General features: G+C 72.6%; 9 protein-coding genes, 1 pseudogene and 1 riboswitch. Of the genes and pseudogenes, 7 read left to right on the plus strand and 3 right to left on the minus strand.

The genetic code is table 11. The annotated features are described in order from the left end of the window. Positions 1–174: 174 nt before the first annotated feature. The 3 genes and pseudogenes from thyX (at position 175) to AB0C25_RS31840 (ending at position 3,629) form a co-directional block, all read left to right on the plus strand. Entirely contained in the window at positions 175–915 is a 741-nt protein-coding gene (gene thyX, locus AB0C25_RS31830; protein ID WP_357378208.1) for an FAD-dependent thymidylate synthase, read from the plus strand. A 47-nt stretch (positions 916–962) separates the two neighbouring features. After that, a complete protein-coding gene (dapA, locus tag AB0C25_RS31835; RefSeq protein WP_357378153.1) occupies positions 963–1,889 on the plus strand; it encodes a 4-hydroxy-tetrahydrodipicolinate synthase in 927 nt (308 codons plus the stop codon). 52 nt (positions 1,890–1,941) lie between these two features. Further along, positions 1,942–3,629 (plus strand): annotated as a pseudogene (locus tag AB0C25_RS31840) (ribonuclease J). 63 nt (positions 3,630–3,692) lie between these two features. Here the strand turns inward: AB0C25_RS31840 and AB0C25_RS31845 are convergent. After that, complete coding sequence (locus tag AB0C25_RS31845) at positions 3,693–5,327, minus strand: YbjN domain-containing protein (RefSeq protein WP_357378210.1); 1,635 nt, start codon at positions 5,325–5,327, stop codon at positions 3,693–3,695. An 80-nt stretch (positions 5,328–5,407) separates the two neighbouring features. Then, positions 5,408–5,887 (minus strand): YbjN domain-containing protein, encoded by a 480-nt coding sequence (locus AB0C25_RS31850; protein WP_357247345.1) that lies wholly within the window; start codon positions 5,885–5,887, stop codon positions 5,408–5,410. A 113-nt stretch (positions 5,888–6,000) separates the two neighbouring features. Between AB0C25_RS31850 and AB0C25_RS31855 the strand changes: the two genes are divergently transcribed. After that, positions 6,001–8,457: a DNA translocase FtsK 4TM domain-containing protein gene (locus tag AB0C25_RS31855; RefSeq protein WP_357378155.1), complete on the plus strand. Its 2,457-nt coding sequence runs from the start codon at positions 6,001–6,003 to the stop codon at positions 8,455–8,457. A 27-nt stretch (positions 8,458–8,484) separates the two neighbouring features. On the opposite strand, the gene AB0C25_RS31860 is transcribed toward AB0C25_RS31855, so the two are convergent. Then, on the minus strand, positions 8,485–8,799 hold the full coding sequence (locus AB0C25_RS31860) for an SMR family transporter (protein ID WP_357378157.1): 315 nt from the start codon (positions 8,797–8,799) through the stop codon (positions 8,485–8,487). 61 nt (positions 8,800–8,860) lie between these two features. Further along, positions 8,861–8,925, minus strand: a riboswitch (guanidine-III (ykkC-III) riboswitch). 112 nt (positions 8,926–9,037) lie between these two features. On the opposite strand from AB0C25_RS31860, the gene AB0C25_RS31865 reads away from it, so the two are divergent. The 3 genes from AB0C25_RS31865 (at position 9,038) to pgsA (ending at position 12,229) form a co-directional block, all read left to right on the plus strand. Then, positions 9,038–9,961, plus strand: coding sequence for an ornithine cyclodeaminase family protein (locus AB0C25_RS31865; protein ID WP_357378159.1), 924 nt, complete (start codon positions 9,038–9,040; stop codon positions 9,959–9,961). Between the two features lie 103 nt (positions 9,962–10,064). Then, entirely contained in the window at positions 10,065–11,573 is a 1,509-nt protein-coding gene (rimO, locus tag AB0C25_RS31870; RefSeq protein ID WP_357378161.1) for a 30S ribosomal protein S12 methylthiotransferase RimO, read from the plus strand. 65 nt (positions 11,574–11,638) lie between these two features. After that, on the plus strand, positions 11,639–12,229 hold the full coding sequence (gene pgsA / locus AB0C25_RS31875; protein ID WP_357378163.1) for a CDP-diacylglycerol--glycerol-3-phosphate 3-phosphatidyltransferase: 591 nt from the start codon (positions 11,639–11,641) through the stop codon (positions 12,227–12,229). Positions 12,230–12,371 lie beyond the last annotated feature (142 nt).

Consider the following 12,371-nt stretch of genomic DNA (forward strand, 5'->3'; position numbering starts at 1 on the left):
GACACCCCGACTTTCAGGAAGCCGAGTCGATCACGCGAATGGCCGCCCCAGCCCCGACGACGATGCCCCGGACGCCGGACCTCGGCCCCGCTGCCTGAGTGATCGACATTGCACGGGGCGCGCCTGAGTTGGGGCCGGAGGCGCCGCGCCACTACAGTCCCAGGAATGCCGGAGATGGTGCAGCCCCAGGTCAAGTTGATCGCGTGGACCCAGTTCGCGGCCCCGGACGACGTGCCGTGGTCGACCGATGCGGAGGGTGGTCAGGCGCTCGCCGAGTTCGCCGGCCGGGCCTGCTACCAGTCGTGGAAGAAGCCGAACCCGGCGACCGCCACCAACGCCGGCTACCTGGCGCACATCCTCGACGTCGGGCACCTGTCGGTGCTGGAGCACGGGTCGGTCACCTTCTACTTCACCGGGGTGTCCCGCTCCTTCACCCACGAGCTGATCCGGCACCGGCACTTCTCGTACTCCCAGCTGTCCCAGCGCTACGTCCCGGAACGGGACGCGGCCATGGTCGAGCCGGCGGTCATCGCCGACGACCCGGAGCTGCACAAGAAGTTCGTGGCGGCCGCCGAGGCGAGCGTTCAGGCGTACACCGAGTTGTTGGAGGGCCTCGAGCAGCGCTTCTCCGACGAGCCGAACCCGACGCTGCGCCGCAAGCAGGCTCGGCAGGCCGCCCGGGCGGTGCTGCCCAACGCCACCGAGACCCGGATCGTGGTCTCCGGCAACTACCGGGCGTGGCGGCACTTCGTCGCGATGCGGGCCACCGAGCACGCCGACGTGGAGATCCGTGAGCTGGCCGTGGAGTGCCTGCGCCAGCTGCAGGGGGTCGCCCCGAACGTGTTCGCCGACTTCGTGATCTCCACGCTGCCGGACGGCACCGAGGTGGCGGCCAGCCCGCACGAGGCGTCCTGAGCCCTTCCCCGGCGGCGCCCGGCTGGTCGTCCGCTAGGTTGGAGGGTATGACGCACGACCACCTCGACGCCGCCGCCCGACCGGCGTCCCGCCCCTTCGGCCGGGTGCTCACCGCCATGGTGAGCCCGTTCACCCCCGACGGCTCGCTCGACCTGGACGGCGCCGCCCGGCTGGCGAGCCACCTGGTCGACGAGCAGGGCAACGACGCGCTGGTGGTCAACGGCACCACCGGCGAGTCGCCGACCACCACCGACGCGGAGAAGGAACACCTGATCCGGGCCGTGGTGGAGGCCGTCGGTGACCGTGCCAAGGTGGTCGCCGGGGTCGGCACCAACGACACCCGGCACACCATCGAGTTGGCCGCCGCCGCCGAGAAGGCGGGTGCACACGGCCTGCTGGTGGTCACCCCCTACTACAACAAGCCGCCGCAGAGCGGGTTGCTGCGCCACTTCACCGCCGTCGCCGACGCCAGCGGCCTCCCGGTGATGCTGTACGACATCCCGCACCGCTCCGGCGTGCCGATCGACACCGAGACGCTGGTCCGGCTCGCCGAGCACGGCCGGATCGTCGCGGTCAAGGACGCCAAGAGCGACCTGATCGCCACCGGCTGGGTGACCAGCCGGACCGCCCTCGCCTTCTACTGCGGCGAGGACGCTCTCACCCTGCCGGCGCTGGCCATCGGCAGCGTGGGCGTGGTCGGCACCTCGACGCACTTCACCGGGGCGCTGACCGCACAGATGATCGAGGCGTACGACGCGGGGGACATGCCGGCCGCACTTGCCCTGCACCGGCGGCTGCTGCCGCTGTTCACCGGCATCTTCCGCACCCAGGGAGCCATCCTGGTGAAGGCGGGCCTGACATCGCTGGGCCTGCCGGCCGGCCCGGTGCGCCCCCCGCTCGTGGACGCCACCACCGACGAGATCGCCCAGCTGCGCGCGGACTTCGCCGCAGCGGGCCTGGAGCTGCCCGAATGAACGAACGACACGATGGGCGCCGAGTGACGGCGTCGCAGAATGAGGTGGACGCGTGACCGAGGCGCACATCGAGGCGGAACTACCCCCGCCGCTGCCGGAAGGCGGCCTGCGGATCATCCCGCTCGGCGGGCTCGGCGCCATCGGTCGGAACATGACCGTCTTCGAGTACGACGGCAAGTTGCTGATCGTCGACTGCGGGGTGCTCTTCCCCGACGTCGAGCAACCGGGCGTGGATCTGATCCTGCCCGACTTCGGCCCGATCCTGGACCGGCTCGCCGACGTCCAGGCCATCGTGCTGACCCACGGCCACGAGGACCACATCGGCGCGGTGCCGTACCTGCTCGCCCACAAACCCGACATCCCGCTGGTCGGCTCACAGTTCACCCTCGCACTGGTCGAGGCCAAGTTGGCCGAGCGGCGGATCCAGCCGTACACGTTGACCGTGCGGGAGGGCGGCCGGGAGCGGCTCGGCCCGTTCGAGTGTGAGTTCTTCGCGGTCAACCACTCGATCCCGGACGCCCTCGCGGTGGCCATCCGTACCCCCGCCGGCCTGGTGCTGCACACCGGCGACTTCAAGATGGACCAGCTCCCGCTGGACGGTCGGATCACCGACCTGGCCGGCTTCGCCCGGCTCGGCGCCGAGGGCGTCGACCTGCTGCTGTCCGACTCCACCAACGCGGAGATCCCCGGCTTCGTCACCCCGGAGCGGGAGATCGGGCCGGTGCTCGACTCGATCTTCGCGAAGGCCAAGGGCCGCATCATCGTGGCCTCGTTCGCCTCGCACGTGCACCGCGTGCAGCAGGTCTTCGACTCCGCCGCGGAGCACGGCCGCAAGGTCGCGCTGATCGGCCGGTCCATGGTCCGCAACATGGGCATCGCCCGGGACCTGGGCCTGCTCAACATCCCGGCCGGGTTGGTCATCAGCATCGACGAGGCGACCACGCTGCCGCCGGACCAGATCGTGCTGATGTCCACCGGTTCGCAGGGTGAGCCGATGAGCGCACTGGGCCGGATGGCCAGCGGCGACCACCGGCACATCACCATCGCCCCGGCGACACCGTCGTGCTGGCCTCCTCGCTGGTGCCCGGCAACGAGACCTCGGTCTACCGGGTGATCAACCGGCTGGCCCGGGCCGGCGCGGTCGTCGTGCACAAGGACGTCGCGAAGGTGCACGTCTCCGGGCACGCCCCCGCCGGGGAGCTGCTCTACCTGCTCAACGTGGTCCGGCCCAGCAACCTGATGCCCGTGCACGGCGAGTGGCGTCACCTGCGGGCCCACGCCCGGCTCGGCATCGAGTCCGGGGTCGCCGCCGACCGGGTGGTGATCTGCGAGGACGGCGACGTGGTCGACCTGGTCGAGGGCCGCGCCACCCTGGTCGGGCACGTGAAGAGCCGGTACGTCTACGTGGACGGCCTCGCCGTCGGTGACGTCAGCGAGTCGCTGCTCACCGAGCGGCGGATCCTCGGCGACGGCGGCTTCATCGCCACCACCGTCGTCGTGGACTCGGTCACCGGCAAGGTGGTCGCCGGCCCGACGTTGTCCGCGAAGGGCTTCTCCGAGGACCCGGAGGCGTTCAACCCGGTGGTCCCGCTGGTCACCGAGGCGCTCAACCGGGCCGCGGCGGACGGCATCACCGACCCGCACCAGCTCCAGCAGATCGTCCGCCGGACCGTGGGGCGGTGGGTCAACGACAAGTACCGTCGTCGCCCGATGATCGTGCCCACCGTCGTCGAGGTCTGAGCCTGTTCCGCTGACGCCGGTCCACTCCGTTCGGAGTGGGCCGGCGTCGCCGCGCCCGGGGTATCAGGGCAGCGCGGTGACCGCCTCGGCGTAGGCGACGCCGGTGGTGATGGCGGCGTCCACCAGCACCGTGAGCTGCGCCGGGGCCACCCCGTGGGTCAGATCGGTGGCCACGTCGCCGGCCAGCACCAACTCGCCGCCGAGGTCGTGCGCGTACGCCTTGGGCAGCAGCCGATCGTGGTTCCAGGCGTTACAGAAGGCGTACGCCTCGGAGCGGCGGGTCGCCGGCAGCCGGCGGGTGGCCATGGCCCGGGCGTGCAGCACCTCACCGCGCTCGCCGGCCCGGCGGAACTGGATCACCACTCCCTCCCACAGTCCCACCACCCGCTCGCCCTCCTCCACGACGTAGCGGTCCCCGCGGCGGTCCAGGGCGGCCGTGATCAGGTCGACGGTGAGCGTCACCAGTTCCCGCTCGTCGTCGGAGTCACGCTCTGCGCCGTCCGGCGAAGCATCGCCGGGCGAAGCGTCGCCGGATCCGACGTCGCTCGATCCCTCGTCGCCGGATCCGGCGTCGGTGGGCTCGTCGTCGGCGGGCAGGGGCACCGCGGCCGCCAGCGGGCGCTCGGCGAGCCAGGCGGCCATCCGTCCCGAGTGGTGGCCGGTGCCGTTGCGGGCGTCGAAGCTGCCGGCCAGCTCGTTGACCATCGCGAGCAGCAACGCGCCGAGGGTGGCCACGTCCAGGTCGGTGGCCGGTCGCCCGCCGTACGCCGGGCGGGGCACCGTGCGCAGACCGAGCCCGGCCTCGACGGCCAGCGCGCAGACCAGCGCACCGGCAGCGGCGAACTCCATCGCGGCGAGGTCGTCGGTGGGCCGGTCCAGCCGGGGCAGTTGCTCGGCCAGGATGCTCAGCCCACGGTCCAGGTGCCCGCCGAGAGCGCAGAACCGCAGGTGTGCGGCGAGGTGGGGAAAGGCCGCGCGCTCGCGCCGGTGCCGCCGGTACGCCCGCACGTGCGCCGCCACGGCCCGTTCGGCCTCGCCGACGCGCAGTTCGGGTAGCAGACCGGCCACCAGCGCCCGCTCGGGCTGGTCGGTGCAACTCTCCGCGTCGCCGGTGGGCTCCCGCAGCTCGGTCAGCGCGGCGCGCCATTCCCCCCACCCGGCGAGCAGCTCAGCGCGGCGGGCCGGGGCGCAACCGGGGCAGCCACCGGACGGGGTGCCGACCGTGCCCGCCCACCGCTGGTACCAGTGGCGGGCGGTGGGCTCGTCGCCGAGGTGGTCGGCGATCCGGCAGCGCAGCTCCGCGACGGTCGGCGCCTCCGGGCCGTCCGCCCCGATCCGGTGGGCCAGGTCGTCCAGGAGGGACCGGGTCTGGTCCAGGCCCACCCGAGGTGTGCCGAGCAGCGCCTCCACGGCGTACCGCTGCAGGCGCAGCAGCAGGGGAGCCTCGTCCTCGGTGAGCAGCTCGGGCCGGTAGTCGGCGGCGGCCCGGCACCTGCGTACCGGCTCGACCAGCCGCCACCGCTCGCCGTGCAACAGGTACGCGTCGATCAGCGCGAACCGGGCGTCCAGGGCGGACCGGAGGTCCCCGGACGCGTCGGCCCGCTCGGCGAGCCGTTCGAGGGCCAGCAGCCGGGCCGGTCCGTCGGGCAGGTCCCGTGCGTCGACGAGCGCGCTCACCAGTACCGGGTCACGCTGCACGGGCGGCCGTCGGGTGAGGTCCGGATCGCCGGCCTCGCCCGCCCGGTCGAGGCGACTGCCGGTGAACTCGTCCCGGCCGGTCACGACGGCACCGCGCCAGGCAGTCGACGGACCGCCACGGCGAGCTGGCAGCCGGTGGAGATGCCGCAGTCGAGCAGTTGGTCGAGTTGGTGCGGGGTCACCCCGCGTTCCAGGTCGGTGACCACCTCGCCGTAGACCCGGGCCCGACCGTCGTCGTCGACGTGCACGAACGCCTTGGGCCAGAGCCGGTCGTGGTTCCACGAGTTGCAGAAGGCGTACAGGGCGGGCACCTGCTCGATTCCGAAGGTGGGGGTGACCATCGTGCGGACCTGGAGCAGCTCGCCGTCCCCGCCGAGGCGCAGGAACCAGATCATGTTGTCGTCGAAGCGACCCACCAACTCGCCGCCCTCGGTCAGGCCGACGGACCGGCCACGGGCAGCGAGCACCGCGGCGACCAGTTCGCCGCTCAGCGGGCGTAGCGCGCCCGGGTGCCCGGCCAGCGGATCGTCCGGATCGCCCTCGAATTCCGGCGACGCCATGGGGCATCCCTTCTGAGGCGGATATCACGACCGGCGGCGGGGTTCGTGTTTCGACGCGCGGACACGACCCGGAAAAGCGGGGATCTGACCGGCCCCACCGTTACCGTGACTCTATGGCGGGCCGTACCTCTCAGGCGAGCCGGCGGCGCGGCGCGTCGCCGCGCGGTGGCACCAACAGTCGTGCCCGTCAACCGGCGAAGAAGACGCGGGCGCCGGTCCGGCGTCGTACGGCGCCGGCCCGGCCCGGCGCGGCTGTCTACCTGGGCCGCGCGGTGGGCGCACTGTGGATGGGCGTGGCGCACGGGATGGGCTGGGCGGTGCGGGCGGCCGGTCGGCAGGCCGCCTCCGCCCGCGACCTCGACCCGGAGCACCGCCGCGACGGCGCCGGGCTGCTGCTGTTCGGGTTCGCCCTGCTCACCGCCGTGGCGCTCTGGCTCTCCGGAGCGGGTCCGGTGGGTGCCCAACTGGCCGACACGATCCGGTTGTTCCTGGGCGCGATCTCCGTGGTCGTACCGGTGCTGTTGATGATCGGGGCCTGGCGGTTGATGCGTCAGCCGGCCGATCCGGAGCACCGGGGCCGCGGGTTGATCGGCTGGGGTTCGCTGCTCGTCTCGACAGCCGCGCTGCTCCACGTCGGTCAGGCCCCGGCCAATCCGCTAGAGCGGGACTTCGCGGGCGGGTTGGTCGGCGCGGGCATCGGCGGGCTGCTGGAGCGCGCGGTCACCCCCTGGGTGGCGGTGCCGCTGCTGATCCTGCTGCTGCTCTTCGGTCTGCTCGTGGTGACGGCGACACCGATCAACAAGATTCCGGAGCGGCTGGGCCTTGTGGCCGGCGAGCAGGTCGCCGCGCCGGAGGCCGCCGAGGTAGCCGACGAGCCGGCCGCCCAGCGGGCGCGGAAGCGGCCGGCGAAGCGGATGCCTTCGCCGGTGGACCCGGACGACTTCGAGGACCTGGACGGCGTGGACCTCCAGGAGACCGTGGTGCTGCCGCGCAAGTCTCCGGCGAAGGTGCCGGCGAGCCGCCGGGCGCCGGTCGAGCCGCCGGAGCACTCGCCCGCCCCCACCCGGGCCGAGCAGCTCGCGTTGACCGGCCTGGCCGGGGACTACAAGCTGCCGCCGCCCACCATGCTCAGCGCCGGGGCCGCCGCGAAGACCCGCAGCAAGGCCAACGACGAGGTGATCGCCGCGCTGACCGGCGTGTTCGACCAGTTCGACGTGGACGCGGCGGTCACCGGTTTCACCCGTGGCCCGACGGTCACCCGCTACGAGGTGGAGCTGGGCCACGGCGTCAAGGTCGAACGGATCACCCAGTTGTCCCGCAACATCGCGTACGCGGTGAAGTCGCCGGACGTCCGGATCCTCAGCCCGATCCCGGGCAAGAGCGCGGTCGGTGTGGAGATTCCGAACACCGATCCGGAGAACGTCGCCCTCGGTGACGTGCTGCGCTCACGGGCGGCGACAAGTGACCACCATCCGATGGTGGTGGCGCTCGGTAAGGACATCGAGGGTGGCTACGTGGTGGCCAACCTCGCGAAAATGCCTCACATTTTGATTGCCGGCGCCACCGGTGCCGGGAAGAGTTCGTGCCTGAACACCCTGCTGGTGTCCGTCCTCACCCGGGCCACCCCGGACGAGGTACGGCTGCTGCTGATCGACCCGAAGCGGGTCGAGATGACCGGCTACGAGGGCATCCCGCACCTGGTCACCCCGATCGTGACGAACGCCAAGAAGGCGGCCGACTCGCTGGACTGGGTGGTCCGCGAGATGGACATGCGCTACGACGACCTCGCCGCCAACGGGGTCCGCCACATCGACGACTTCAACCGCAAGGTCCGCAACGGCGAGATCAAGGCCCCGCCGGGCAGCGAACGGGAGATGCGCCCGTACCCGTACCTGCTGGTGATCGTGGACGAGCTGGCCGACCTGATGATGGTCGCGCCGCGCGACGTGGAGGACTCCGTCGTCCGGATCACCCAGCTGGCCCGCGCGGCCGGCATCCACCTGGTCCTGGCCACCCAACGGCCCTCGGTCGACGTGGTGACCGGTCTGATCAAGGCGAACGTGCCGTCCCGGCTGGCGTTCGCCACCTCCTCGCTCGCGGACTCCCGGGTCATCCTCGACCAGCCGGGCGCGGAGAAGCTGCTCGGCCGCGGTGACGGCCTCTTCCTGCCGATGGGCGCCTCCAAGCCGGTCCGAATCCAGGGCGCCTGGGTCACCGAGCGGGAGATCGCCGACGTCGTGAAGTTCTGCAAGGACCAGCGCGAGCCGGAGTTCCGCAAGGACGTGCTGGCCCCCGCGCAGGAGAGCAAGAAGAAGATCGACGAGGACATCGGCGATGATCTCGACCTGCTGGTGCAGGCGGTGGAGCTGGTGGTGACCTCGCAGTTCGGCTCGACCTCGATGCTCCAGCGCAAGCTACGTGTCGGTTTCGCCAAGGCGGGTCGCCTGATGGACCTGATGGAGACCCGGGGAGTGGTCGGGCCGTCGGAGGGGTCGAAGGCGCGCGACGTGCTGGTCAAGCCGGACGAGCTGGAGGACGTCCTGGCCGGCCTGCGCGGCGACGTGGACTGACCGGAGGGCGCCCCGCGCCGTGGCTGCTCAGTGGAAGACCTTCAGGCCGATCACGCCGGCGACCACCAGCAGCAGGCACAGGACCCGGGGCAGGCTCGCCGACTCACCGAGCGCCAGCATCCCGATCAGCGCGGTGCCGACCGCGCCGATGCCGACCCAGACCGCGTAACCGGTGCCGACCGGGATCTCGCGCAGCGCGTACGCCAGGCCGCCCATGCTCAGGACCAGCGTCACCGCGAACACCACGGACGGGACCAGCCGGCTGAAGCCGGCGCTGCGGTCCAGGGCGACCGCCCAGGCCGTCTCCAACAGTCCGGAGATCACCAACACCAGCCAGGCCATCGTTCACCTCACGCGGGAGTGCCCGGGCCGCGGGGGGCCGGGACGAGTCGGGTCTGCACGTCGCGGGGCGTCTTGGCCTGACCGGGTACGCCCACCACTCGTCCGGGGTGGCCACGGGCCACCGAAGCCGACGCTAGCACCGGTCCGCCGTCGGGGCGGATGGATGGGGTCGGCGCCGGAGTGACTCCCGCCACCCCTCCTTGACCTGTACTTGACTCTAACTTGCAGGATGTCCACCATGACGCTGATCTATGCCGACTCCGAGGTCGCCGCCGCGCTGGACGCCGCCACCACCGTCGACGTCATGCGGGCCGCCCTTCTGGCCGCGTACGAGGGACGCCTCGTGGCCCCGCCCCGGGCCGCCGCCCCGCTCGGCGGTGGGCGGCTGGTGCTCACCGCCGGGCACCTGGTCGGCGAGTGGTACGGCTACCGCTCCTACGACACCTTCGGCCACGCGCAGAGCGACCAGTTGGTGGTGCTGCACGACGCGGGCACCGGGGCGATCCGGGCGGTGGCGGTGGGCGAGGAGCTGGGTTCCCGTCGTACGGGAGGGTTGGGTGCCCTGGCGGTCGACGCCCTGGCCCGTCCGGACGCGGCCACCCTCGGCGTGATCGGCTCCGGCCGGCAGGCGTGGACCCAGGTCTGGGCCGCCGCCGCGGTCCGCCCGCTGCGCGAGGTCGTGGTGCACAGCCGCTCCGCGGCCCGGCGGGACGCCCTCGCCGCGCGGGTCCGCGCCGAGCTGGGCGTGCCCACCCGAACGGTGGCCGACCCGGGCGCGGCCGTCGCCGGGCGGGACATCGTGGTGCTCGCGACGACCAGCCCGACCCCGGTGCTGCGTGCCGCCGACCTCAGCCCCGGCACGCACGTCAACGCGGTCGGCTTCAAGCAGCGGGACCGCAGCGAGTTCGGCACCGACCTGCTGGACGCCGCCGACCTGCTGGTCACCGATTCGCCAGCCCAGGCGGCGGACTACCAGCCGCCGATGCTCGCGGCCACGCCCCCGTACGCCGGGCGGTTGCGCGACCTGGGCGCCATCCTGGCCGGCGCGGTCCCCGGCCGGACCACCGCGGACCAGATCTCGGTCTTCTGCTCCACCGGCCTGGCCGGCACCGAGGTCTTTCTGCTCGACGCGTTGACCCGCATCGGCGCCGTGGCGCGCTGAGCGCCGGTGGGGACCGGGTGACCGATTCGGTGCCGAGCCGTGCGTCCGGCCGTCGCCGCAGCCCCGTGTGCGTGGGCTTCCCCGGACGGCCCGGTACCCTCGGATGGTGTCTGCCACCTCTCCCGCCCCCTCTGACAACGCCGAGGGCCGTCGCGTAGCCCTGCTCACCCTGGGCTGCGCCCGTAACGAGGTCGACTCGGAGGAGCTGGCCGCGCGGCTGCACGCCGATGGCTGGCAGGTGACCACCGACGGCGAGGGCGCCGACGTGGTGGTCGTCAACACCTGCGGCTTCGTGGAGAAGGCCAAGCAGGATTCCATCCAGACCCTGCTCGCCGCCGCCGGGACCGGCGCCAAGGTGGTCGCCGCGGGCTGCATGGCCGAGCGGTACGGCCGGGAGCTGGCCGACAGCCTGCCCGAGGCGCAGGCGGTGCTGAGCTTCGACGACTACCCGGACATCGCCGCCCGGCTGAACGCCGTCGTCGCCGGTGAGCAGGTCGTCGCGCACACCCCCCGGGACCGGCGTGAGCTGCTGCCGCTCACCCCGGTGAAGCGGCGCGACAGTGCCGTGTCGCTGCCCGGCCACGGCACCGTGAGCCGCACCGCCGTCGACACCGACGAGCACACCCCCGCGCACCTGCGGCAGATCCTGCGCCGTCGACTGGACACCGGCCCGGTGGCCTCGCTGAAGCTGGCCAGTGGCTGCGACCGGCGCTGCGCGTTCTGTGCCATTCCCGCCTTCCGGGGGGCGTTCGTCTCGCGTACGCCCGACGAGCTGCTCGCCGAGGCGGAGTGGTTGGCCAAGACCGGCGTACGGGAGCTGGTGCTGGTCAGTGAGAACTCCACCTCGTACGGCAAGGACCTCGGCGACCCCCGCGCGCTGGAGAAGCTGCTGCCGCAGCTCGCCGCGGTGACCGGCATCGTCCGGGTGCGGGCGAGCTACCTCCAGCCGGCGGAGACCCGTCCCGGGCTGGTCGAGGCGATCGCCAACACCCCGGGCGTGGCCGCGTACTTCGACCTGTCGTTCCAGCACTCCAGCGAGCCGGTGCTGCGCCGGATGCGGCGTTTCGGCTCCACCGACCGTTTCCTGGAGCTGCTCGCGGGTGCCCGGGCGTTGGCCCCGGACGCGGGCGCCCGGAGCAACTTCATCGTCGGTTTCCCCGGCGAGACCCGCGCCGACGTCGACGAGCTGGTCCGGTTCCTGACCGAGGCCCGGCTGGACGCGATCGGGATGTTCGACTACAGCGACGAGGACGGCACCGAGGCCGCCGGCCTGCCCGGCAAGGTCTCCGCCGCGACGATCAAGCGGCGCTACGACCGGCTGAGCGCGCTCGCCGACGAGTTGTGCTCACAGCGGGCCGAGGACCGTCTCGGCTCGACCGTCGAGGTGCTCGTCGACTCGATCTCGGATGGCCTGGTGGAGGGTCGGGCGGCGCATCAGGCGCCGGAGGTGGACGGTTCCACCACCCTGGTCGCCCCGGCCGAGGGTGGGGTCGACCTCGCCGCGCTGCGACCGGGTGACCTGGTACGCGCGACGGTGACCGGCACCGAAGGGGTGGACCTGCTGGCGGTGCCGGATGAGATGATCTCGGCGGCGCCCGGCGCGGCACGGTGACGGTGGGCCCAGGCGGAGCGGGGGAGCCCAGTGGTGCGGTGCCGGAAACGCCACGGAGTGCGGCGGTGACGGGGGCGGCGGAGTCGACGCCGGCCCGGGTGGTCGCCGTGGTGCCCGTCGTCAACGCGGCCAACGCGCTGACCGCCCTGCGGCTCGCGCTGGTGCCGGTCTTCGCCGCCTCGGTGATCATGTCCGGGATGACCCACTCCGGCTGGCGGATGGCAGCCTGCCTGATCTTCGCGGTGGCGTCGGCGACGGATCTCGTGGACGGCTGGATCGCCCGCCGGTTCGGGCTTGTCACGTCGGTCGGCAAGGTGGCCGACCCGATCGCCGACAAGGCGCTCACGGGTGCCGCCCTGGTGCTGCTGTCCTGGTACGACCAGTTGCCCTGGTGGGTGACCACGCTGATCCTCGTCCGCGAGCTGGGCATCACCGGGCTGCGGTTCTGGGTGATCCGGCACGGCGTGATCGCGGCCAGCCGAGGCGGCAAGGTCAAGACCGCGCTGCAGATCCTGGCCATCGCCTGGTACCTCTGGCCGATGCCCGCCGCCCTCGCGGCCGTCGGTCCGTGGATCATGGCCGCCGCCGTCCTGGTCACGGTCGCCACCGGCTTCGACTACATAGCCCAGGCCCTCCGCCTCCGCCGCCCCCGCTGACCCCACTCCCTGGCTGCCCCGGCGAGCCCCGGTGATCATGAGGTTGTCGGCGCCCGGGGCGGCGTGTCGCGACGCCAACCTCATGATCGACGCGATCGGGCCGGCAGGGTTGGGGGTCGGTGGGCGGGGAAGGGTGTTGGTG

Origin of the sequence: Micromonospora sp. NPDC048839 (assembly GCF_040649915.1) — a bacterium.
In the GTDB taxonomy this organism is placed as follows: Bacteria; Actinomycetota; Actinomycetes; order Mycobacteriales; family Micromonosporaceae; genus Micromonospora.

Excerpts from the sequence above, each read along its gene's own strand:
- AB0C25_RS31860 (WP_357378157.1), bottom strand. The coding sequence starts at position 8,799 with ATGGCCTGGCTGGTGTTGGTGATCTCCGGACTGTTGGAGACGGCCTGG.
- rimO (WP_357378161.1), top strand. The coding sequence starts at position 10,065 with ATGGTGTCTGCCACCTCTCCCGCCCCCTCTGACAACGCCGAGGGCCGT.
- dapA (WP_357378153.1), top strand. The coding sequence starts at position 963 with ATGACGCACGACCACCTCGACGCCGCCGCCCGACCGGCGTCCCGCCCC.
- AB0C25_RS31865 (WP_357378159.1), top strand. The coding sequence starts at position 9,038 with ATGACGCTGATCTATGCCGACTCCGAGGTCGCCGCCGCGCTGGACGCC.
- AB0C25_RS31850 (WP_357247345.1), bottom strand. The coding sequence starts at position 5,887 with ATGGCGTCGCCGGAATTCGAGGGCGATCCGGACGATCCGCTGGCCGGG.
- AB0C25_RS31855 (WP_357378155.1), top strand. The coding sequence starts at position 6,001 with ATGGCGGGCCGTACCTCTCAGGCGAGCCGGCGGCGCGGCGCGTCGCCG.
- thyX (WP_357378208.1), top strand. The coding sequence starts at position 175 with ATGGTGCAGCCCCAGGTCAAGTTGATCGCGTGGACCCAGTTCGCGGCC.